This window comes from Sodalis praecaptivus, from assembly GCF_000517425.1.
GTDB classification, from domain to species: domain Bacteria; phylum Pseudomonadota; class Gammaproteobacteria; order Enterobacterales; family Enterobacteriaceae; genus Sodalis_A; species Sodalis_A praecaptivus.
This window is the reverse complement of record NZ_CP006569.1, coordinates 4,534,230-4,556,685: the sequence shown is the minus strand read 5'-3', so window position 1 is coordinate 4,556,685 and position 22,456 is coordinate 4,534,230. Positions and strand designations below refer to the sequence as shown.

The 22,456-nt window shown below is 58.4% G+C and carries 16 protein-coding genes; 11 read left to right on the top strand and 5 right to left on the bottom strand.

Annotated elements, in window-relative coordinates; genetic code table 11:
- Positions 1-198 precede the first annotated feature (198 nt).
- The 3 genes from metB (at position 199) to metF (ending at position 5,434) form a co-directional block, all read left to right on the top strand.
- A complete protein-coding gene (gene metB, locus SANT_RS20230; RefSeq protein ID WP_025424039.1) occupies positions 199-1,359 on the top strand; it encodes a cystathionine gamma-synthase in 1,161 nt (386 codons plus the stop codon).
- 2 nt (positions 1,360-1,361) lie between these two features.
- Entirely contained in the window at positions 1,362-3,800 is a 2,439-nt protein-coding gene (locus SANT_RS20225; RefSeq protein ID WP_025424038.1) for a bifunctional aspartate kinase/homoserine dehydrogenase II, read from the top strand.
- Positions 3,801-4,510: 710 nt separating this feature from the next.
- The gene (gene metF / locus SANT_RS20220; protein ID WP_025424037.1) at positions 4,511-5,434 is read left to right on the top strand and encodes a methylenetetrahydrofolate reductase; all 924 of its coding nucleotides are present in this window, start codon (positions 4,511-4,513) and stop codon (positions 5,432-5,434) included.
- 306 nt (positions 5,435-5,740) lie between these two features.
- Here the strand turns inward: metF and ppc are convergent, their stop codons facing one another.
- Complete coding sequence (gene ppc, locus SANT_RS20215; RefSeq protein ID WP_025424036.1) at positions 5,741-8,383, bottom strand: phosphoenolpyruvate carboxylase; 2,643 nt, start codon at positions 8,381-8,383, stop codon at positions 5,741-5,743.
- A gap of 252 nt (positions 8,384-8,635) precedes the next feature.
- On the bottom strand, positions 8,636-9,784 hold the full coding sequence (gene argE / locus SANT_RS20210; protein WP_025424035.1) for an acetylornithine deacetylase: 1,149 nt from the start codon (positions 9,782-9,784) through the stop codon (positions 8,636-8,638).
- 192 nt (positions 9,785-9,976) lie between these two features.
- On the opposite strand from argE, the gene argC reads away from it, so the two are divergent.
- The 3 genes from argC to argH all read left to right on the top strand — a co-directional run bounded on the left by argC (position 9,977) and on the right by argH (position 13,284).
- Positions 9,977-10,981 (top strand): N-acetyl-gamma-glutamyl-phosphate reductase, encoded by a 1,005-nt coding sequence (argC, locus tag SANT_RS20205; protein WP_025424034.1) that lies wholly within the window; start codon positions 9,977-9,979, stop codon positions 10,979-10,981.
- 20 nt (positions 10,982-11,001) lie between these two features.
- Positions 11,002-11,778 carry an acetylglutamate kinase gene (argB, locus tag SANT_RS20200; RefSeq protein ID WP_025424033.1) on the top strand — a complete coding sequence of 259 codons (777 nt, stop codon included), beginning with the start codon at positions 11,002-11,004 and terminating at the stop codon, positions 11,776-11,778.
- Between the two features lie 132 nt (positions 11,779-11,910).
- The gene (gene argH, locus SANT_RS20195) at positions 11,911-13,284 is read left to right on the top strand and encodes an argininosuccinate lyase (RefSeq protein WP_025424032.1); all 1,374 of its coding nucleotides are present in this window, start codon (positions 11,911-11,913) and stop codon (positions 13,282-13,284) included.
- 71 nt (positions 13,285-13,355) lie between these two features.
- On the opposite strand, the gene SANT_RS20190 is transcribed toward argH, so the two are convergent.
- The gene (locus SANT_RS20190; protein WP_025424031.1) at positions 13,356-14,090 is read right to left on the bottom strand and encodes a glutathione peroxidase; all 735 of its coding nucleotides are present in this window, start codon (positions 14,088-14,090) and stop codon (positions 13,356-13,358) included.
- Positions 14,091-14,233: 143 nt separating this feature from the next.
- Between SANT_RS20190 and oxyR the strand changes: the two genes are divergently transcribed.
- On the top strand, positions 14,234-15,151 hold the full coding sequence (gene oxyR / locus SANT_RS20185; RefSeq protein ID WP_025424030.1) for a DNA-binding transcriptional regulator OxyR: 918 nt from the start codon (positions 14,234-14,236) through the stop codon (positions 15,149-15,151).
- Here the strand turns inward: oxyR and sthA are convergent.
- Entirely contained in the window at positions 15,134-16,531 is a 1,398-nt protein-coding gene (gene sthA, locus SANT_RS20180) for a Si-specific NAD(P)(+) transhydrogenase (RefSeq protein WP_025424029.1), read from the bottom strand. The genes oxyR and sthA overlap by 18 nt on opposite strands.
- 238 nt (positions 16,532-16,769) lie before the next feature.
- On the opposite strand from sthA, the gene fabR reads away from it, so the two are divergent.
- Both fabR and SANT_RS20170 read left to right on the top strand, forming a co-directional pair.
- The gene (gene fabR, locus SANT_RS20175; protein WP_025424028.1) at positions 16,770-17,414 is read left to right on the top strand and encodes an HTH-type transcriptional repressor FabR; all 645 of its coding nucleotides are present in this window, start codon (positions 16,770-16,772) and stop codon (positions 17,412-17,414) included.
- Between the two features lie 3 nt (positions 17,415-17,417).
- A complete protein-coding gene (locus tag SANT_RS20170) occupies positions 17,418-17,795 on the top strand; it encodes a YijD family membrane protein (protein WP_025424027.1) in 378 nt (125 codons plus the stop codon).
- Between the two features lie 224 nt (positions 17,796-18,019).
- Here SANT_RS20170 and trmA read toward each other — a convergent pair whose 3' ends face one another.
- Positions 18,020-19,132: a tRNA (uridine(54)-C5)-methyltransferase TrmA gene (gene trmA / locus SANT_RS20165; RefSeq protein WP_025424026.1), complete on the bottom strand. Its 1,113-nt coding sequence runs from the start codon at positions 19,130-19,132 to the stop codon at positions 18,020-18,022.
- 252 nt (positions 19,133-19,384) lie between these two features.
- Between trmA and btuB the strand changes: the two genes are divergently transcribed.
- Positions 19,385-21,271, top strand: coding sequence for a TonB-dependent vitamin B12 receptor BtuB (gene btuB, locus SANT_RS20160; protein WP_025424025.1), 1,887 nt, complete (start codon positions 19,385-19,387; stop codon positions 21,269-21,271).
- Entirely contained in the window at positions 21,216-22,088 is an 873-nt protein-coding gene (gene murI / locus SANT_RS20155) for a glutamate racemase (protein ID WP_038668838.1), read from the top strand. Before btuB ends, murI begins: the two co-directional genes overlap by 56 nt.
- The last annotated feature ends 368 nt before the right edge of the window (positions 22,089-22,456 follow it).

The window sequence follows — 22,456 nt, the reverse complement described above, 5'->3', positions numbered from 1 at the left end:
CGCACTCGACCCCGCCCTTCGCCTACGTTACAACAGATGAAATGGATTTTAACTGTTCAATTCAGCATAATTTTAGCGGTTATTGTTGCTGTGCTCAATCTATACGCAAAGAAGTTTAGATGTCCAGATGTATTGACGTCTATCTTTGCGCGGTTTACTCTTTCACCTCACTTTTAGCATTTGTCAGGATGCGACACCATGACGCGCAAGCAGGCCACTATCGCAGTTCGTAGCGGGTTGAATAACGACGAGCAATTCGGCTGTGTTGTTCCGCCGATCACCCTCTCGAGTACCTATAATTTTACTGACTTCAACCAGCCGCGCGCCCACGACTACTCCCGCCGCGGTAACCCGACGCGCGATGTGGTGCAGCGGGCGCTAGCGGAGCTGGAGGGCGGTGCGGGCGCGGTAATGACCAGCAGCGGCATGTCGGCTATTCATTTGGTGTGCACGGTCTTTCTCAAACCCGGCGATCTGTTGGTGGCGCCCCATGATTGCTATGGCGGCAGCTATCGGCTGTTTGAAAGTCAAAGCAGGCGTGGCGCCTATCGGGTGCAGTTCGTCGATCAGGCAAACCCGCAGGCGCTGGCCCAGGCGCTGGCCGCCAAGCCGAAGCTGGTATTGATCGAAACGCCCAGTAACCCGCTATTGCGGGTGGTGGATATCGCCGCTATCTGCCGCGATGCGCACCAGGCGGGCGCCTTATGCGTGGTGGATAACACCTTTATGAGTCCGGCGCTGCAACAGCCGCTGGCGCTGGGCGCCGATCTGGTTGTGCATTCCTGCACCAAATATCTCAACGGGCATTCCGATGTGGTGGCGGGCGCGGTGATTGCCAACGAGGCGGATGTTGCCACCGAATTGGCCTGGTGGGGCAACAATATCGGCGTGACCGGCAGCGCGTTTGACAGCTATCTGCTGCTGCGCGGAATACGTACCCTGACGCCGCGCATACGGCAACAGCAAAGTAATGCCCAAGCTATCGTCGCCTATTTACAGCAACATCCGCAGGTGAAAAAGTTGTATTATCCCGGCCTGCCGGAGAATCCCGGCCACGCCATCGCCTGCCGCCAGCAAAGCGGCTTTGGCGCGATGCTCAGTTTTGAACTGGACGGCGACGAAACCACGCTGCGCCGGTTTTTGGCCGCGCTGGAGCTGTTTACCCTGGCCGAATCGCTGGGGGGCGTGGAGAGCCTTATCTCCCACGCCGCGACCATGACGCATGCGGGAATGGCCGCCGAGGCGCGCGCGCGCGCCGGTATTGGCGAAACGCTGCTGCGGGTGTCGGTCGGGATCGAAGATAGCGAAGATTTAATTGCCGATCTGGAACAGGCTTTCCAGGCGGCGCTACAGAGGTAAGCATGAGTCCACTAGTAAGCGCGGACAGCCCGATTGGCCGTCAATTGCATAAATTTGGCGGCAGTAGTCTCGCTGACGTGAAATGCTACCAGCGGGTGGCAGGGATTATGGCCGAATACAGCCAGCCTGGCGATCTGATGGTGGTTTCCGCGGCGGGCAGCACCACCAACCAGCTGATAAGCTGGTTGACGCTGAGCCAAAGCGATCGCCTGTCTGCCCATCAGGTGCAGCAGAATTTGCGACGCTATCAAAGCGAGCTTATCAACGGCTTGCTGCCCGCCACGGATGCCGAAGGGTTGCTTGTCGCGTTCATTCGCGACCTGGAGCGGCTGGCGGCACTGCTTGACGGCCCTATTACCGACGCGGTTTATGCCGAGGTGGTTGGGCACGGTGAAATTTGGTCGGCGCGGCTGATGGCGGCGCTGCTCAGCCAGCTTGACATGGAGGCGCAGTGGCTGGACGCACGCGATTTTCTCCGTGCCGAACGCGCTGCCCAGCCCCAGGTAGATGAAGGGCGTTCGTGGCCGCTGTTGCAGCAGTTGCTGACCCAGCATCCCACCAAACGGCTGGTGGTGACGGGCTTTATCTGCCGCAACCAGGCGGGTGAAACGGTGTTGTTGGGCCGTAACGGCAGCGATTACTCCGCCACCCAAATTGGCGCGCTGGCCAGTGTCGCCCGCGTCACTATCTGGAGCGATGTGGCCGGCGTTTACAGCGCCGATCCGCGCAAAGTAAAGGATGCCTGCCTACTGCCGCTGCTGCGCTTGGATGAGGCCAGCGAGCTGGCGCGTCTCGCGGCGCCGGTTCTGCACGCCCGCACCCTGCAGCCGGTATCGGCTAGCGATATCGATTTACTGCTGCGCTGTAGCTATCAGCCGGAGCAAGGCTCTACGCGCATTGAGCGGGTATTGGCCTCCGGTACCGGCGCGAAAATCGTCACCAGTCATGATGATGTCTGCCTGATTGAACTCACCATCCCGCCGCAGCACGACTTCGCGCTGGCCCACAAAGAGATGGAGCTGGTACTAAAACGCGCCCAGATCAAACCGCTGGCGGTAGGGGTGCACCGCGACCGGCGTTTGCTGCAGCTGTGCTACACCTCTGAGGTCGCCGGTAGCGCGCTGCATAGCCTTGAACAGGCCGGTTTACCGGCGCATTTACAACTGCGCGAGGGAGTGGCGCTGGTGGCGCTGGTGGGCGCCGGCGTGGCGAAAAATCCGCTGCACAGCCACCGTTTCTATCAGCAACTGAAGTATCAACCTATCGAATTCTTTTGGCAGGCCGAGGACGGCATCAGTCTGGTGGCGGTACTGCGCGTCGGGCCTACCGAGCATGTTATACAGGGGCTGCACACCTCGCTGTTTCGCGCCGAAAAACGTATCGGCCTGATGCTGTTCGGCAAAGGCAATATTGGCTCCCGCTGGCTGGAGCTTTTTGCCCGCGAGCAAAAAAACCTGTCGGCGCGCACCGGCTTTGAATTCATTCTCAGCGGTGTGGTGGACAGTCAGCGCAGCCTGCTTAGCTACGACGGGTTGGATGCCAGCCGGGCGCTGGCCTTTTTCAACGACGAGGCGACGCTTACGGAGCCGGAAGATCTGTTTTTGTGGATGCGCGCCCACCCGTATGACGATCTGGTCGTGCTGGATGTGACCGCCAGCGAGGCCGTTGCTGATCAGTATCTGGATTTCGCCAGCTACGGCTTCCACGTCATCAGCGCCAACAAACTGGCGGGCGCGTCGGGCGGCGACAACTATCGTCAGGTGCGCGACGCCTTCGCCAAAACCGGTCGCCACTGGCTTTACAACGCGACAGTGGGCGCCGGCCTGCCGGTGAACCATACGGTGCGGGATTTACTGGACAGCGGCGACAGCATCCTCTCCATCAGCGGTATCTTCTCCGGCACCCTGTCCTGGCTGTTTTTGCAGTTTGACGGCAGCGTGCCCTTTACCGAACTGGTGGAGCAAGCCTGGCAACAGGGGCTGACGGAGCCGGATCCGCGCGTCGATCTTTCCGGTCAGGACGTCATGCGTAAACTGGTGATTTTGGCCCGCGAGGCGGGGTATGCTATCGAGCCTAATCAGGTGCGGGTCGAATCGCTGGTGGCGCCCGGTCATGAAGCGGGGTCGGTAGATCACTTCTTTGAAGAGGGCGGCGAGGCGCTTAACGAACACATGCTGCAGCGGCTGGAAGCGGCGAAGGAAATGGGGCTGGTGCTGCGCTATATTGCGCGCTTCGAGGCTAACGGCAAGGCGCGAGTCGGCGTGGAGGCGGTGCGGCGGGAACACCCGATGGCCTCATTGCTGCCTTGCGACAATGTTTTCGCTATCGAGAGCCGCTGGTACCGTGATAACCCGCTGGTTATCCGCGGGCCCGGCGCCGGGCGGGATGTGACCGCCGGGGCTATTCAGTCGGATCTAAACCGCCTGGCGCAATTGCTCTAAGCGCGCAGCGGCGGGCCGTCCGAGGCAGCGGAACGCAACGAGAAACGGCGGGCGTGGCCGGCGCCGTACGTCGTTCATACCTTTCAGATAAGGAAGGGCGGGGGCAGCCTCAACGGCGCGCCATTGCAGCAGGAGACGTGCGGGGCTAGCGGTTCTCGTGGCAAACGGGGGCCGCTAGCGCTTATGACTTGTTACATTCCCGCCGTAATGCCCTGTGGTGCGTTATACCCCGACCGCTCCGTCGCTTTGACCCCAGATGCGAGTCGTGCGTTTTACACTCTATCCCCAAATCCTCTCGACGGCAAAGCGACCCATTGTCATGCCGTGCGTTTTACGCCGCATCCCCACGTCGTCTCGGTGGCAATATCACCCATCTTCATGCCGTGCGCACCTTCGCCAATAACCCACAATGTGGTATCGCGCCTTTTCCATGGTTGCCGCTGCCTTGGGTGTCGTCGCTCAGGCCCGTTTACACCGGGCCGCGCTTGTGTCCGTTTCCTCTTTGCGCCCCATCGCTGTAATCGATTCACCCCCGCCGCGGGCAAATTGAAATTAATTCACGCGCCTTGAATATTACTCGCCTCCGGCAACAATGAATTGATTGACGAACATCGCGAATTCAGTCATTTTCTATTTAGACGTCTAAACGTATAGACGCTTATCTGTGGCGGGCTTTTCGCCCCCCCTACATTGTGTCATGAGGTATAAGTATGAGTTTCTTTCACGCCAATCAGCGGGAAGCGTTGAACCAGAATCTGGCTGAACTGCAGGGTCAGATAAACGTCTCTTTTGAGTTTTTTCCGCCCCGCACCAGCGAGATGGAACAGACCCTCTGGCAATCTATCGACCGGCTGAGCGAATTGAAACCGACTTTTGTCTCGGTGACGTACGGTGCGAACTCCGGTGAACGCGAGCGTACCCACAGCATTATCAAAGATATTAAGGAGCGCACCGGTTTGGATGCCGCGCCGCATTTAACCTGTATCGACGCCACGCCGCACGAGCTGCAGGCGATTGCACAGGACTACTGGCGCAGCGGGATCCGCCATATTGTGGCGTTGCGGGGCGATTTGCCGCCCGGCAGCGGCCGACCGGCGATGTACGGCGCTGATTTGGTCGCGCTGCTCAAAAAGGTGGGCGATTTCGATATTTCCGTGGCGGCTTATCCGGAGGTACATCCGGAAGCTAAAAGCGCCCAGTCGGATCTCATCAATCTGAAAAAGAAAGTGGATGCGGGCGCCAGTCGGGCGATCACCCAGTTCTTTTTCGATGTGGAAAGTTATCTGCGTTTTCGCGATCGTTGTGTGGCCGCCGGGATTGATACGGAAATTGTGCCGGGCATTCTGCCGGTTTCCAATTTTCGCCAGCTGCAACGCTTCGCTTCCCTAACGAATGTGAAAGTGCCCAATTGGATGACCGCCATGTTCGACGGGCTGGATCACGATCTGGAAACGCGCAAGATGGTGGGGGCCTCCATCGCCATGGACATGGTAAAAATTCTCAGCCGGGAGGGGGTGAAGGATTTTCATTTTTACACCCTGAACCGCGCCGAGCTCACCTATGCCATCTGCCATACGCTGGGGGTGCGCCCGGAAATCAAGGCTGCCCCTGCGGCCAATCGGGCCGCGGGTTAGTTACGGGGCCGGCCAGGCGTTTATGACATGTTCGCGGAAGGTAAAGCCCGCGGACGACACTTCATCCTGACGCCCACCGCGCGCCTGCCAACGACAGCGGCCTCACAGACGCCCACCGCGCGCCTGCCAACGACAGCGTCCTCACAGACGCCTACCGCGCGCCTGCCAACGACAGCGTCCTCACCGACGCCTACCGCGCGCGCCTACGGCAGCGGCACCACAGACGCCCACCGCGCGCCATCCTGCGACGGCGGCGGCCCCTCCTCTGGCGCAAGCCGTCTCCCGCCGCCGGCGCATTGCCGTTGCTCAGCCTGTGTTACGCATGCCCGCCGCGACCCCGGCAATGGTGACCATAAGCGCCTGTTCCACCCGCGCATCGGGCTGCTCCTGCTGCCGTGAGCGATGCAGCAGCTCAGCCTGCAGCACGTTCAGCGGATCGGTATAAACATTGCGCAGGGCGATGGATTCCGCGATCCACGGTAAATCGGCCATAAGATGATCATCGTTGGAGATCGTCAGCACCACGTTGATGTCGTCCGCCAACTGTTGACGCAACTGTTTACCCAGCGGCCACAGCGATTCTTCGACCAGCCGCTGATCGTAATATTCGGCCAACCACAGGTCACTTTTGGCGAAAACCATTTCCAGCATGCCGATCCTCGTGGAGAAAAACGGCCAGTCGCGGCACATGGTTTCCAATTGGTCTTGCTTACCGGATTCCACGGCTTTCTGCAGCGCCGCGCCGGCGCCCAGCCAGGCCGGCAGCATCAGGCGGTTTTGCGTCCAGGCGAAGATCCAGGGAATGGCGCGCAGGCTTTCGACGCCCCCGGAGGGCCGGCGTTTGGCCGGCCGAGAACCGAGCGGTAATTTGCCTAGCTCCAGCTCCGGCGTTGCCGAGCGGAAATAAGGAACGAAATCCGGGTTTTCGCGCACGTAGCCGCGATACATATCGCAAGAGACCGCCGACAGCTCCTCCATCAGCGCGCGCCACTCCTGGCGCGGCTCCGGCGGCGGCAGTAGATTGGCTTCGAGGATGGCGCCGGTGTACAGCGCCAGACTGCTGATAGCGACTTCCGGTAGACCGTATTTGAAGCGAATCATCTCGCCCTGCTCGGTCACGCGCAGGCCGCCTTTCAGGCTGCCGGGCGGTTGCGAGAGCAGCGCGGCATGGGCCGGCGCGCCGCCGCGGCCGATGGAGCCGCCGCGTCCATGAAACAGCGTAAGATTGATACCTGCCTTATCGCAGGTTTTGATCAACGCGTCCTGCGCGCGGTATTGCGCCCAGGAGGCGGCCATCACGCCGGCATCTTTGGCGGAATCGGAATAGCCAATCATCACCATCTGCTTGCCCTGAATGATACCGCGATACCAATCGATATTAAGCAGCTCGGTCATGACCCGATCGGCGTTATTCAAATCGTCCAGGGTTTCAAACAGCGGCGCCACCGGTAAGGTATAATCACAGCCCGCTTCTTTCAGCAATAAATGTACCGCCAGGACGTCCGAAGGCGTGCGCGCCATGGAAATCACATAGGCGGCCACCGACCCCTGGGGCGCGTCGGCGATCACCCGGCAAGTATCGAGCACTTCGGTGGTCTCTTCGCTCAGCTGCCAGCGCCGGGGCAGCAGCGGTCGCCGAGAATTGAGCTCGCGAATCAAGAATGCCTGCTTATCGGTCTCCGACCAGCTGGCATAATCTCCCAGCCCCAAATAGCGGGTAATTTCGCTCAACGCTTCAGTATGGCGGGTACTTTCCTGGCGCACATCGATGCGCACTAATTGAATACCGAAGCATTTGATTCGCCGCAGCGTATCCAGCAGCTGACCGCTGGCGATAATCGTCATGCCGCAGGCGCGCAGCGACTGATAACAGGCGAAAAGCGGTTCCCAAAGTTGATCGTTGGTTTCCAGTAAATCCGGCGGCGCCGCGCGATGTTCCCCACGCAGCTGTGCCGCCAGCCAGTCCTGGGTACTGAGCAGCTGCGCGCGCAGTCGCTTCATTAGCCGGCGATAAGGCTCTTGCTCCTCTTCGCCGCCCCCGGCCAGCGCACGCAGCTCGGGGGTGCATTCCCCCATCGACAGCTCCGAGACCAGCACCTGTATGTCGCGCATAAAAAGATCCACCGCTTTCCAGCGGCTGAGCAGCAGCACGCGGCGGGTGATGTCGGCGGTAACATTCGGGTTGCCGTCGCGGTCTCCGCCCATCCAGGAGGTGAAGGTGACCGGGACATTTTCCACCGGCAGTTTATAGCCGAAAACCTTTTGCAGTTGTTCATTGAGCTCGCGTAAATAGCGCGGTACTCCATCCCAAAGGCTATTTTCCACCACCGCGAACCCCCAGCGGGCCTCATCCACCGGCGTTGGGCGGTGTTTACGGATTTCGTCGGTATGCCAATATTGGGCGATCAATTGGCGCAGGCGGCGCATGATCTGCTTGTGTTCATACTCCGCCAGATCGTTGTGATCCAATTGTTTCAGACAGTTATTGACCTCGACCAGCATGTGTATCAGGGTGCGGCGGGTAATTTCGGTGGGGTGCGCGGTAAGGACCAATTCAATCGACAGGGATTCCACCGCGGCGCGAATCGCTTTTTCATTTAGTTCAGGGTGGTTTTTTAACCGGGTGAAGACTTTGCCCAGGCCTTCAGGATTATTAGCCGCTTCGCCATGGGGGGATATAGAATGAAATTGCTCAGCGGTATTGGCTAGATTAAGAAATTGGCTGAAGGCGCGCGCCACCGGCAGCAGCTCATCATTGGAAAGGTTTTGCAGGGTGGAAAGTAACTGCTGGCGATGCTTTTCATTGCCGGCCCGGGACGATTTGGACAGCTTGCGGATGGTTTCAACCTTTTCCAGGATATTTTCTCCCATCGCATCTTTAATCGTGTCGCCCAGAAGCTTCCCGAGCATACTAACGTTGCTTCGCATTGCCGAATATTGTTCGTTCATATGGACCCTGATTGGACTCTTTGAAAATTTATTTCACCGGATGGCGTAAATTGTTTGCCATTATCTAGCCACGTATCGCAAGGTTCGTCAATTGCCAACATTTCACGACAAAAATCCTCACATTCGCGGCAATTCGCGAAATTTAATTACACCTACCAATTATAAGAATATCTTATTCATTCAGGCGGTATTTTCTGCGCAAAGGGTGTTTTCCACGCGCGACGATGCCGGCGTGGAAAGCGTGTTACTCATTCAGTGATGGCAAAAATGCTGAACAATTTGCGTGATCAATTCCCGGGTGGGTTTGATGAATGCTGTGTCGATAAATTCGTCGGGCTGATGCGCCTGATTGATAGAGCCGGGACCGAGCACCAAGGTGGGACATAACGCCTGAATAAACGGGGCCTCGGTGCAATAGTTGACCACCTCGGTCTCTACCCCTAGCAGTTTTTCCACCACGCGCACCAGCGGCGCATCCACCGGGCATTCATAGCCTGGGATGGGCGGATGCAGCGCCGACACCGTAATACGGCCCGGCCAGCGTTCGCTGACGGGCGCCAGCGCCTCGGTCATCAGCGCCTCCAGATCGCCGAGCGTTAGGCCGGGCAGCGGACGAATATCCATATGCAATTCACAGCAGCCGCAGATGCGGTTAGCCGCATCGCCGCCGTGAATATGACCAAAATTCATGGTGGGGTAAGGAATGACAAAGGCCGGATGGTGATAGCGCGTCTGTAGCGAATCACGCAGGAGCTTGAGCTGAGAGATGGCCTCATGCATCACTTCGATGGCGTTGACGCCGCGGGCGGGATCGCTTGAGTGCCCGGATTGCCCCATCACGGTGACCGCGTTGGACAAATGGCCTTTATGGGCGCGTACCGGCGTCAGGGAGGTCGGTTCGCCAATAATGGCGCAATCCGGCCTTAATTGACTGCTGCGGGCGAAATAACTGGCGCCGGCCATGGAGGTTTCTTCATCCGCCGTCGCCAGCACATAGAGCGGTTTTTTCAGCATGGCGGCATCGATATCCCGCAGGCTGTCGAGCACGAAAGCAAAGAAGCCTTTCATATCCGCAGTACCCAGGCCGTAAAGCTTATTGTCGTGCTCGGTCAGGACAAAAGGATCCCGCGTCCAGCGGCCATCGTCGAACGGGACCGTATCGCTGTGGCCCGTTAATAATAATCCCCCCGGCCCGCTGCCTATGCTTGCCAGCATGTTAAACTTGTTGCGTGTCCCCGGCACCGACTGGACTTCAACCTGAAACCCCAAATCGCGGAACCAGCCCGCCAGCAAAGTGATTAATGCCTCATTACTTTGGTCCAGAGCGGCGTCGGTGGCGCTGATGGACGGCGTGGCAATAAGCGCACGGTAGAGCTCAATAAAAGGGGGTATTTTTATCATCGTAGTTGACAGCCTTTGCTTTGGATAGTATCAATATTCATGCAATTATTGTGAATAAAAATACATTAACGTCGAGCGTGATGTAAACGGGTTCCTACCAGACTACTACGCTTGACCTCGCGGGTGAACAGCGGATTGGCGCTGAATCGCCCAACTCCCGTTTCGATAAGGTTAAGAAGGCAAACAAATTCCATGCTGAATACGCTGATTGTCGGCGCCAGCGGTTACACGGGCGCCGAGCTCGCGCTCTACCTGGCCCGCCACCCGCAGATGAATCTTGCCGCGCTGACGGTTTCCGCGCAGAGCGCCGACGCCGGCAAATTGCTCTCCGAGCTGCATCCGCAGTTAAAAGGCATAGTTGATCTGCCGCTGCAGCCGATGGACGATGTCAGCGCATGGGCGAAGCGCGCCGATGTGGTGTTTCTCGCCACCGCCCATGAAGTAAGCCATACGATGGCACCGCAGTTTCTGGCGGCCGGCTGCGTGGTGATTGATCTTTCCGGCGCCTACCGCGTCAATCAGGCAGACTTTTACCCGCAATATTACGGGTTCGAGCACCAGCACGCTGACTGGCTAGACCGGGCCGTATACGGCCTGGCGGAGTGGCAGGAAGAGGCGATTAAAACCGCCCAGCTGATAGCGGTGCCCGGCTGTTATCCCACCGCCTCGCAGCTGGCGCTTAAACCGCTGGTCGCAGGGGGGTTGCTTAACGGCGAACAATGGCCGGTGATAAATGCGGTCAGCGGCGTCAGCGGCGCCGGCCGCAAGGCAACGCTCGGCAATAGCTTCTGCGAAGTCAGTCTGCAGCCTTACGGTATCTTCACCCATCGCCACCAGCCGGAAATCGCCCGCCATTTGGGTATCCCGGTGATTTTCACGCCGCATTTGGGCAATTTCGCCCGCGGCATCCTGGCGACCATTACCTGTCGGCTGCGGCCCGGCGTGACCCAGGCGGCGGTCGCGGCCAGTTTCCATCAGGCCTATGACGACAAGCCGCTGGTGCGGCTTTACGATCAGGGCGTGCCGGCGCTCAAAGCGGTAGTGGGCACGCCGTTTTGCGATATTGGTTTTAAAATGCAGGGCGAACATCTGATTGTGGTGGCCGCCGAGGATAATCTGCTCAAGGGAGCGGCGGCGCAGGCGGTGCAGTGCGCCAATATCCGTTTTGGTTATGCGCAGACGCAGGCGCTTTGGTAAGGGCAAGTGAGGCCAACAACATAATGAATCCATTGATTATCAAACTGGGCGGCGTATTGCTGGACAGCGACGAGGCGCTGGAGCGTTTATTTACCGCGCTCGATAGTTACCGCGCCGAGCACCAGCGCCCCTTGCTTATCGTCCACGGCGGGGGTTGCCTGGTGGACGAGTTGATGCATAAACTTTCCCTACCGGTGGTAAAGAAAAACGGTCTGCGGGTGACGCCTGCGGATCAGATTGCGATTATTACCGGCGCGCTGGCCGGCACCGCGAATAAGACGTTGTTGGCGTGGGCGAAGAAACACGCCATTAATGGGGTAGGGCTGTGCCTAGGGGACGGCGACAGCGTAAGCGTGACGCCGCTTGACCCGGCGCTGGGCCATGTCGGCCATGCGCATCCCGGTTCACCGGCGCTGCTGACCACGCTCTTGGACGCGGGCTATCTGCCCGTCATCAGTTCTATCGGGATCACCGCCGATGGCGAATTGATGAACGTTAACGCCGATCAGGCGGCGACCGCGTTGGCCGCCACCCTGGGCGCGGATCTGATCCTGCTGTCCGACGTCAGCGGGATCCTCGACGGCAAAGGCCAGCGCATTGCGGAAATGACGGCGCAGAAAGCCGAACAGCTGATCGAACAGGGGATCATCACCGACGGTATGATAGTGAAGGTCAATGCCGCGCTCGATGCGGCACGTACGCTGGGCAGGCCGGTGGATATCGCCAGCTGGCGTCACGCCGAGCAGCTGCCGGCGTTGTTCAACGGCGTTGCCATCGGCACCCGCATATTGGCCTGATTCTCGGCGCCGCCGGCCGCTTCGGTCGCCGGCCGGTTTGATATTACCCTCTTACGGCGCGGCATGAGGCCGCGCCCTCACATTGCCCGCGCGCGACGGCGCGGGTCAGCATGGTTTTCAGGAGAGCAGGTTATGGCACTTTGGGGCGGACGGTTCAGTCAGGCGGCGGATCAACGTTTTAAATCTTTTAACGACTCGCTGCGGTTCGATTATCGCCTGGCCGAGCAGGATATTGTTGGCTCCGTGGCCTGGTCCCGCGCGCTGGTCACCGTTGGGGTATTGAGCGAAACGGAACAACAGCAGCTGGAAGACGCCCTGAACGTCACCCTGGAAGAAGTGCGCGCCGCGCCGCAGGCCATCCTCGCCAGCGATGCGGAAGATATTCACAGCTGGGTGGAGCAGCGCTTGATTGAGAAGGTGGGCGACTTGGGCAAGAAGCTGCATACCGGGCGCAGCCGCAACGACCAGGTGGCGACGGATCTGAAGCTGTGGTGCAAAGCGCAAGTCGCCGAGCTGCTTGGCGCAATTCGCCAATTGCAGCAGGCGCTGGTGCTCACCGCCGAGGCCAATCAGGACGTCGTGATGCCCGGCTATACCCATTTGCAGCGCGCGCAACCGGTCACCTTCGCCCATTGGTGTCTGGCCTACGGCGAGATGCTGTCCCGCGACGAAAGCCGCCTGCGCGACACATTAACACGGCTGGACGTCAGCCCGCTCGGCGCCGGCGCGTTAGCCGGCACCGCTTACGCTATCGATCGCGATCGGCTGGCCGGCTGGCTGGGTTTCGCTGGCGCCACCCGCAACAGCCTGGATAGCGTTTCCGATCGCGATCACGTTCTGGAGTTGTTGTCGGACGCGGCCATCGGCATGGTACATCTTTCCCGTTTTGCCGAAGATCTCATCTTCTTTAACACCGGCGAGGCGGGCTTCATTGAGTTATCGGATCGCGTCACCTCCGGTTCGTCGCTGATGCCGCAGAAGAAAAACCCCGATGCGCTGGAGCTTATCCGCGGTAAATGCGGCCGGGTACAGGGCGCGCTGACCGCTATGATGATGACGCTCAAGGGGTTGCCGCTGGCCTATAACAAGGACATGCAGGAAGATAAAGAGGGGTTGTTTGACGCGCTGGATACCTGGCTTGACTGCCTGCACATGGCGGTGCTGGTGCTCGATGGCATCCAACTGAAATCGCCGCGCTGCCGTGAAGCGGCGCAGCAGGGCTATGCCAATGCCACCGAACTGGCGGATTATCTGGTGGCGCGGGGTATTCCCTTTCGCGAGGCGCACCATATCGTCGGTGAGGCGGTAGTGGAGGCGATTCGCCAGGGGCTGCCCCTGGAGGCGCTGCCGCTGGCGCAATTACAGGCCTTCAGCCCGGTGATAGGCGATGATGTCTATCCGGTATTGGCGCTAACCTCATGCCTGGCGCAGCGTAAGGCGAAAGGCGGCGTGGCGCCGGAACAGATCGCGCAGGCTATCGCCGAGGCGAAACAGCGTCTGGCGTGACGTGAGCGGCTCTGCGCCCGGGGCAAAAATGAACGTCCCGCGGCGCTGCCGCTTAGACGTGGGACGCGCGCCTACGCCTGTTCCAGAAACGCCGCCAGCTCTTCGCTGCCGCCAATATGTTTGCCGCCGATAAACACCTGCGGCACCGTTGCGCGTCCCGTGACCGCGCGCAGGCTGACGGAGGTGGCGTCTTTCCCGAGTAAAATTTCCTCGAAGGGCATACCGCGCTCGACCAGCATCTGCTTGGCTCTGGTGCAAAACGGGCAGCCGGGTTTGGTAAATAACGACACCGACGCCTGCACCTGACATCCCGGCGCCAGATAACATAGCATCGTATCGGCGTCGGACACTTCAAACGGATCGCCGGATTTGTCCGGCTCGATGAACATCTTTTCCACTACGCCGTCGCGCACCAGCATGGAGTAGCGCCAAGAGCGGGGACCGAAGCCCAGCGCCGCCTTCTCCACCAGCATACCCATGCCGCGGGTGAATTCGCCGTTGCCGTCGGGAATGAATTGGATGTGGTCCGCATGCTGATCCGCTTGCCAGGCATTCATAACAAAAGCATCGTTAACGGAGAGGCAGACGATACTGTCCACGCCCTGCTGTGCAAACAGTCCCGCCAGTTCGTTATAACGCGGCAAATGACTGGAAGAGCAGGTTGGCGTGAACGCCCCCGGCAGTGAAAAAACGATTACCGTCTTATGGCTGAACAGTTCATCCGTTGACACATCCACCCATTGATCGTCCTGGCGGGTATGGAATATGACGTGCGGGACCCTCTTTCCTTCCTGACTATGGAACATAACTAACCTTATTAACGGGATGGATGAAAAACGGCGGCCTGAGCCTGCTGCGGGGATTATTATTGGTTTTAGCTATTGATAGGGCTAATCGTTGATTGCTATTCTATCTATCGACGCGGGCTATCGCGTCGACGGAGGACTTCATGAACATTCGCGATCTTGAGTATTTGGTGGCCTTGGCCGAGCATCGTCATTTCCGACGCGCCGCCGATTCCTGCCATGTTAGTCAGCCCACTCTCAGCGGACAGGTGCGCAAGCTGGAAGATGAATTGGGCGTGATGTTATTGGAACGAACCAGCCGTAAAGTGCTGTTTACCCAAGCCGGCCTGCTGCTGGTGGATCAGGCGCGGACGGTACTACGGGAAGTAAAAGTTCTGCGCGAGATGGCCAGCCAGCAGGGAGAATCCATGTCGGGGCCGCTGCATATCGGTCTTATCCCCACCGTGGGGCCCTACCTACTGCCGCATATTGTTCCGACGCTGCACCAGACCTTTCCCAAGCTGGAAATGTATTTGCACGAGTCACAAACCAGTCAGCTGTTGCAGCAGCTTGATAGCGGCAAGCTGGATTGCGCTATTTTGGCGCTGGTGAAAGAGTCGGAAGCGTTTATCGAGGTGCCGCTGTTCGATGAACCGATGCAGTTGGCTATCTATGCCGATCATCCCTGGGCCGATCGCGATCGGGTGCCGATGTCGGATCTTGCCGGCGAGCGGCTGCTGATGCTGGAAGACGGCCACTGTCTGCGCGACCAGGCGATGGGTTTCTGCTTCCAGGCCGGCGCCGACGAAGATACCCACTTTCGCGCTACCAGTCTGGAAACCCTGCGTAATATGGTGGCGGCGGGCAGCGGCATCACCCTACTGCCCTCGCTGGCGGTACCGCGGGAACGCAAACGGGATGGCGTTTGCTATCTCAACTGCTATAAACCAGAGCCCAAACGCACTATCGCGCTGGTGTACCGGCCCGGTTCACCGCTGCGCGCGCGTTATGAACAACTGGCGGACTGTATCCGCAGCCATATGCAAGCCTACATGGGGACTGGCTTAAAACAGGCGGTTTAACCCGTTAAGCGCCGCAACCCGGTAAGCTTCCGCCATGGTGGGGTAATTGAAGGTCGTATTGACGAAATACTCGATGGTATTGCCTTCCCCCTTCTGCTCCATGATGGCTTGGCCGATATGAATAATTTCGGCGGCGCGCTCGCCAAAACAGTGAATGCCCAAAATCTGTTTCGTCTCGCGGTGAAATAACAGTTTTAGGCTGCCAACGTTCATGCCGACGATTTGCGCCCGCGCCAGATGTTTGAACTGCGCCCGTCCGACTTCATAGGGGACTTTCATTGCCGTAAGTTCTTGCTCGGTTTTACCGACAGAGCTGATTTCGGGGATGGTATAAATGCCGGTGGGAATATTTTCGATCAACTGCACGTTGGCTTGCCCTTTGATTATCACCTGTGCGGCGATACGGCCCTGATCGTAAGCCGCGGAGGCCAGGCTGGGATAGCCAATCACATCGCCGACCGCATAGATATGGCGCGCGGCGGTTTGATACATGCTGTTGACTTTAATCAGGCCGCGGCTGTCCGCTTCCAGCCCGACATTATCCAACTGAAGGGTGTCGGTATTGCCGGTGCGGCCGTTGGCGTAAAGCAGGCAATCGGCTTTCATGCGTTTACCGGAGCGGAAACGCACCTCAACGCCGTCATCGAGCCCTTTGATTTCTTCGTATTCCTCGTTGTGGCGGATAACCACGCCGTTTTCCCAGAAATGATAAGACAGGGCGTCGGACATCTCCTGGTCGAGGAACGCCAGCAGTCGATCGCGGGTGTTAATCAAATCAACCTTGACGTTCATGCCGCGAAAAATGGATGCGTACTCGCAGCCGATGACGCCGGCACCGTAAATAATAACATGGTGGGGATCGTGCTTTAAATCGAGGATAGAGTCGCTATCGTAAATACGCGCATGGTCAAAATCCACATCCTGGGGATGATAGGGGCGCGAGCCGCAGGCGATGACGATATTTTCCGCGCTCAGGATTTCGGTGGTATTGTCGCCATAGTGGATCTGCACCCGGTGTTCATCGACGAAGCTGGCCTCGCCGGTGAATATCTGACAATGGTTGCGCTCGTAAAAGCCCTGGCGCATATGGGTTTGCTGCTTTATGACTTGATCGGCGTGGCGCAGAATATCGGCGAAACCGGTATGGGGCAGGCGGGTATTGCCATGCAGCGGACTCTGGTTGACTTCAATAATCCGGCTGACCGCCTGGCGCAGCGCTTTGGAGGGAATGGTGCCCCAATGGGTGCAACCTCCGCCGACGTTGTCATAGCGCTCAATCACCGCGACGCGCGCGCCACGCTTGGTCAACCCCATGGCGGCGCCTTCGCCGCCCGGTCCGGAACCGATAATAATGGCATCGTAATCGTACTTTGGTTGCATAGCTGTCCCAACCTGATGAATACAAATTAACAACCTAATTGTAACATCAACGCCCGCATATCCCAATTGTCAACGTAGCGGGTGGGCCGTAACAGCACGGATCGTCCTGTCAGACCCCCCGGTCGCTGAGGGTGGCAAGGCGTACGGGACGTTAAAATACACAGTTTGTATCAACGCTGTTGCAACAAATTTTGATATAGTTGTTTTTTTACGATTATTGCGAGGCTGGATGGTTTATATGGGCGTCAGAGCGCAACAAAAAGAGCGGACGCGGCGTTCGCTCATTGAGGCGGCATTCAGCCAGTTGAGCGCTGAACGCAGTTTCGCCAGCCTGAGCCTGCGTGAAGTTGCCCGCCAAGCGGGCATTGCGCCCACCTCGTTTTACCGCCATTTCCGCGATGTAGATGAGCTGGGGCTCACCATGGTGGACGAAAGCGGCCTGATGTTGCGCCAATTGATGCGCCAGGCGCGTCAGCGCATCGCCAAGGGGGGGAGCGTGATCCGCACCTCGGTGGCCACATTTATGGAATTTATCGGTAACAACCCCAATGCCTTCCGCCTGCTGCTGCGCGAACGCTCCGGCACCTCCAGCGCCTTTCGCGCCGCGGTGGCGCGGGAAATCCAGCATTTTATTGCCGAGCTCGCCGATTATTTGGAAATTGAAAACCATATGCCGCGCAACTTTACCGAAGCGCAGGCGGAAGCGATGGTTATCATCGTTTTCAATGCCGGTGCCGAAGCGCTGGATGTCGATTTAGAGCAGCGCCGCCAACTGGAAGAGCGGTTGGTGCTGCAGTTGCGTATGATTTCCAAAGGGGCTTTTTATTGGTACCGTCGCGAACAGGAAAAAGCGCTGACCCTTACCCAGAATAATGGCAGGTAACAGATGACCCAAAATCCCCTCGCAGAGAAAGGCACGCTGCTGTTGGCACTGATTGCGGGCCTGTCCCTTAACGGCAGTTTCACCGCGCTGTTTAGCGCCATCGTTCCGTTTTCCCTCTTTCCGCCGATCGCGCTGGCGCTGGCGCTGTATTGCCTGCATCAGCGTTATCAGCATCATGCGATGCCGCCGGGTTATCCTCTATTGGTGGCGGCAAATTTTCTGCTGGGCCTGTTGGTGTACAGCGCCATCGTGCGCGCCGAATACCCCGCTATCGGCTCCAATTTTGTGCCGTCAATTCTGGCGGTGGTGCTGGTATTGTGGATTGGCCGGCGGCTGAAAATGCTGCGTCGGACGCAAACGGACGGCGATGAAAATTACTGATGCCTGCATCACCCCGTGCGGGGAATCGCTTGCCGCGTAGGTCTGGCTGTCTTGCTTCTTAGCCAAAAGGCGCCGGTCTGACGTCCTCGCGCCATCGGCATGACCGCCCCGGCTGACGGTTAACGATGCCCCGCTTGATGACGCGCGCGGGCGGCGCCTGGCCTTGTAGGGATGTCCAGGCGTTGCCTTCTGGTGTTAAGCGCCGGCGTGGCGTGCCGGCGGCGTTAACCCGCCGTCGCCTTGCGCACCAGCAACACGCCGCATTCCATATGATGGGTGTAGGGAAACTGGTCAAACAGCGCCAGCCGTTCAATACGGTGCGTGGCGGCGAGCGTGGTGAGGTTGCGGCACAGGGAGTCGGGATTGCAGGAGATATACAGGATGCGCGGATAGGCCTGCACCATGCTCACCGTCTCATCGTCCAGCCCGCTGCGCGGCGGGTCGACAAAAATCGTTTCGCAACGATAGCTGCGCAAATCAATGCCCTTCAAACGGGTGAATTCACGTTCCCCCCGCATCGCCTGGGTAAATTCTTCCGCCGACATACGGATTATTTGTACGTTATCGATATGGTTGGCGGCAATATTGTACTGTGCCGCCTCCACCGACGGTTTGGCGATTTCGGTAGCCAGCACTTTGTCAAAATGACGCGCCAGCGCCAGGGAAAAATTGCCGTTGCCGCAGTAAAGCTCCAGCAAATCACCCTGCGCGCCCTCGGTGGCCGCCAGCGCCCATTCCAGCATGTGAATATTGATATCGGCATTGGGCTGGGTAAAGCTGTTCTCAATCTGTCGGTAGATAAGCGTGCGGCCGGCGACAGGCAGGCGCTCGTCGACATAATCGCGATCCAGGCATATTTTAGTCTTGTTGGCGCGGCCGATGAGCTGGATGTGGTACCCGCGGGCGCGCAATGTGTCGCGCAGGCGCGCGGCGCCATCGCGCCAGGCATCGTCCAGCGGTCGGTGATAAATGAGCGTAACGACCGCTTCACCGCTTAGCGTCGTGAGATAGTCTATTTGAAACAGCTTGGCGCGCAGCACCGGATCAGGGCGTATGGCCGTCATCATCTCGGTCATTAACGTATTGATGAGGGCACTGCCGGCCATGAAATGATCGATGCGGATCCGCGCTTTGGTCTGCTGATCGAACATGATGTGATAAAGATCGTCCTCATCATGCCAGATGCGGAACTCGGCCCGCATGCGATAATGCGCCGGCCGCGATCGGAAAATCTGCGCCTCGGGCGCCTGAAACGCCAACATCATCTGCCGCAGACGGTTCGCTTTTTCCGTCAACTGGTGTTCATACTGGTCGAGGGGTAACGTCTGTGGCGTCATGGTCGTTTCCTGCTAATTGGGCGGTATTGACCGCTTTTGCCCGGGATTGTAGGGAATAAACCGTTAATGTCCAGTTTTGTCGCGTGTAAGTGTCCTGGCGCATTTGTTCCCTGGACACTTTTATCGCCGGAACGGTAGGATTATGGGCCGGCCCAAGACGCTGCCGGTTTTCCGCCGTCTCCTCCAGGGTCCGCCGCAGACGGCCGGTACCTGTAGCCAGCGGCGTCCTGCCAATCGATTGGATGCGAAGAGATGTCTAAAACAAAAACAACCGTACTGGTGACGCTGTCCGTCACGGCCTTTTCCGGCTGGGGACAAGATAATAATGCCGCTACGCAGGCTGCCGGGGGCCAGGCGCTGATTGTGACCGCCAACCGCTTTCCCCAGCCCGTATCCTCGGTACTGGCGCCGGTCAGCGTGGTCACCCGCGAAGATATCGATCGCGCCCAGATCAAATCGGTGGCCGAGGCGCTGAGCCGGTTGCCGGGTGTGGATATCGGCCAGAACGGCGGTCTCGGCCAGCAAAGTTCGCTTTTCATCCGCGGCACCAACGCCAGCCATGCGCTGGTGTTAATCGACGGCGTGCGGATGAATCAGGCGGGCATATCCGGCGCCTCCGATCTTAGCCAAATTCCCATCGCGCTGGTGCAACGCATTGAATATATTCGCGGGCCGCGTTCGGCGGTTTACGGTTCCGATGCGATTGGCGGCGTGGTAAATATCATCACCACCCGAGAACAGGACGGCAGCACGCTTAGCGCCGGTATGGGCTCCCACGGTTACCAAACCTATGACGGCGCTACCCGTCAGCAATTGGGGGAAAACACCACCGCCACGTTGGCGGGCAATTATACCTATACCCGCGGATTCGATGTTCGGGCCAACTTGCCGGATAACTATGGCGATCCGGCCCAGCCCGATCGCGATGGCTTTATGAGCAAAACGCTGTACGCCGCATTGGAACATCGGTTCAACGAACAATTCAGCGGTTTCACCCGCACTTACGGTTTTAACAACCGCAGCGCCTACGACGGCACCTATTCCTATAGCGACCCCAATCATCTGGATGCGCTGCCGGACACCCGGCAGCTTTACAGCCGTACCTGGGATACCGGCCTGCGTTTCCAGCAGGGGATTTATGCTTCCCAACTGTCTTTCAGTTATAACCATACCAAAGACTATAACTATGATCCCCACTATGGACCCTATGCGGATTCCGCCACGTTGGACGACTCCAAGCAGTATTACCTGCAATGGGGTAATACATTGCAAATTGCACAGGGTACCGCCAGCGCCGGGGTGGATTGGCAGAAACAGACCACCGAGCCCGGTACCGATTATCTCAGCGATGGCTACCAGCAACGTAATACCGGCTTATATGCCACGGTTCAGCAATTATACGGCCCGGTCACTCTGGAGGGGGCGGCGCGCGAAGATAATAATTCGCAGTTCGGCTGGCACGGGACTTGGCAGGGCAGCGCCGCCTGGGAAGTCGTCGACGGTTATCGCCTCCTGCTGTCCTATGGCACCGCCTATAAAGCGCCCAATCTCGGCCAGCTTTATAGCGCCTATGGCGGCAATGCACAGCTCGATCCCGAGCAGAGTAAACAGTGGGAAGGGGGAATAGAAGGTTTAACCGGTCCGCTGGACTGGCGTTTATCGGCCTATCGCAATGATATAGACGATATGATCGCGTGGGATACCGGCAGCGAAACCTATTACAACATCGGCAAGGCGCGCATTAAAGGGCTTGAGTGGACGGGCTCGTTTACCACAGGCGTGCTGGCCCACCAGGTGACGCTGGAATACCTCGATCCGCGCGATGCCAAGACCAACGAAATCTTGGCGCGCCGCGCCAAACAACAGGTGAAATATCAACTGGACTGGTTGGTGGCCAATATCGACTGGTCGCTGAATTACCGTTATTTGGGGCAGCGCTGGGATACGAATTACAACACCAATCAACGCGTACGGCTGGGCGGCGTGAGTCTTTGGGATATCGCGGCGTCATATCCGCTCACAACCCGCTTGACGGTTCGTGGTAGACTTGCCAATGTGTTCGATAAAAATTATGAGACAGCTTATGGCTACCAGACTGCAGGACGGGAATTCTATCTCACCGGGACCTATGCTTTCTGACGGCAGCACCGCTAAACGGCCCACCATTCTTGTCTTTGACTCCGGCGTGGGGGGCCTATCGATTTATGATGAGGTCAGGCAAACCTTGCCGGATGCCCATTATCTATACGTATTTGACAATGAGGCGTTCCCCTACGGTGAGAAACCGGAACAGTTCATTGTTGATAGGGTCGTCGCCATCGTTGGCGCGATGTGGCGGCTGCATAAGCTCGATATGGTCATCGTTGCCTGTAATACCGCCAGCACGATTTCACTGCCGGCGTTGCGCGAGCGTTTTCCCTGCCCCATCATCGGCGTGGTGCCGGCCATCAAACCGGCGGCCAGGCTTACCCGTAATGGCATCGTCGGACTACTGGCGACCCGCGCTACCGTGCAGCGCAGCTATACTCACGATCTCATCAGTCAATTCGCCGGCGATTGCCAAATTTTGCAATTGGGGACGGCCGAACTGGTGGATATGGCGGAAGCCAAACTGCACGGTGAAATGGTGCCGCTGCCGGTGCTGCGTAAACTCCTTCGTCCCTGGTTGAGAGCGGTGGAGCCCCCCGACACGGTCGTGCTGGGCTGCACCCATTTTCCCTTGTTAAGCCCAGAATTACAGTCGGTACTGCCGGAAGGAACCCGCCTGGTCGATTCCGGCTCAGCCATTGCCCGCCGCGCCGCCTGGTTGGTAGAACATGATATCGATGTCAACGGCCTACAGGGCGAAGCGGGCCCAAACAGGGCCTACTGCCTTGCCACCACGCCGCAAGCGGTGGCGCTGATGCCCGCATTGACGCGCTATGGTTTCGGATCATTGGGAAAGCTTACGCTCTAACAGCAGCCCATGCCTCTACCAACAGGCTATGCCTTTTTAGCGGCCAGGTCTTTCATAGCAGGCCATGCCTAACCACCGACAATGCCAAGCAACGGACCATGCCGTTTGGCTAGGACACGGCGTTAACCCGACCTGTCCCATTGTGCTGTCCTCACCGTTGACGCCTAGGCCGCTGGCGTTTCGTCTCTCTTACTCCCTCTTCGCGATCCGCGATCGCGATGCCAGCCTCACCCCGCGCACGTGCCGGAGGTGGAAACCTTTCACCAGCGAGCAAAAAAATGAATTTTTCCCTCCGTCGGCGTCAGAGTTGACTGAAAAATAGGTTCCGGTGGATAAACGGGCGGGGAAAAAAGAGTGCTTCGTTTAAT

Bases quoted from the DNA above. Each gene is read 5' to 3' on its own strand.
- metB (WP_025424039.1), top strand. From the start codon at position 199: ATGACGCGCAAGCAGGCCACTATCGCAGTTCGTAGCGGGTTGAATAAC.
- SANT_RS20225 (WP_025424038.1), top strand. From the start codon at position 1,362: ATGAGTCCACTAGTAAGCGCGGACAGCCCGATTGGCCGTCAATTGCAT.
- metF (WP_025424037.1), top strand. From the start codon at position 4,511: ATGAGTTTCTTTCACGCCAATCAGCGGGAAGCGTTGAACCAGAATCTG.
- ppc (WP_025424036.1), bottom strand. From the start codon at position 8,383: ATGAACGAACAATATTCGGCAATGCGAAGCAACGTTAGTATGCTCGGG.
- argE (WP_025424035.1), bottom strand. From the start codon at position 9,784: ATGATAAAAATACCCCCTTTTATTGAGCTCTACCGTGCGCTTATTGCC.
- argC (WP_025424034.1), top strand. From the start codon at position 9,977: ATGCTGAATACGCTGATTGTCGGCGCCAGCGGTTACACGGGCGCCGAG.
- argH (WP_025424032.1), top strand. From the start codon at position 11,911: ATGGCACTTTGGGGCGGACGGTTCAGTCAGGCGGCGGATCAACGTTTT.
- SANT_RS20190 (WP_025424031.1), bottom strand. From the start codon at position 14,090: ATGTTCCATAGTCAGGAAGGAAAGAGGGTCCCGCACGTCATATTCCAT.
- oxyR (WP_025424030.1), top strand. From the start codon at position 14,234: ATGAACATTCGCGATCTTGAGTATTTGGTGGCCTTGGCCGAGCATCGT.
- sthA (WP_025424029.1), bottom strand. From the start codon at position 16,531: ATGCAACCAAAGTACGATTACGATGCCATTATTATCGGTTCCGGACCG.
- fabR (WP_025424028.1), top strand. From the start codon at position 16,770: ATGGGCGTCAGAGCGCAACAAAAAGAGCGGACGCGGCGTTCGCTCATT.
- SANT_RS20170 (WP_025424027.1), top strand. From the start codon at position 17,418: ATGACCCAAAATCCCCTCGCAGAGAAAGGCACGCTGCTGTTGGCACTG.
- trmA (WP_025424026.1), bottom strand. From the start codon at position 19,132: ATGACGCCACAGACGTTACCCCTCGACCAGTATGAACACCAGTTGACG.
- btuB (WP_025424025.1), top strand. From the start codon at position 19,385: ATGTCTAAAACAAAAACAACCGTACTGGTGACGCTGTCCGTCACGGCC.
- murI (WP_038668838.1), top strand. From the start codon at position 21,216: ATGGCTACCAGACTGCAGGACGGGAATTCTATCTCACCGGGACCTATG.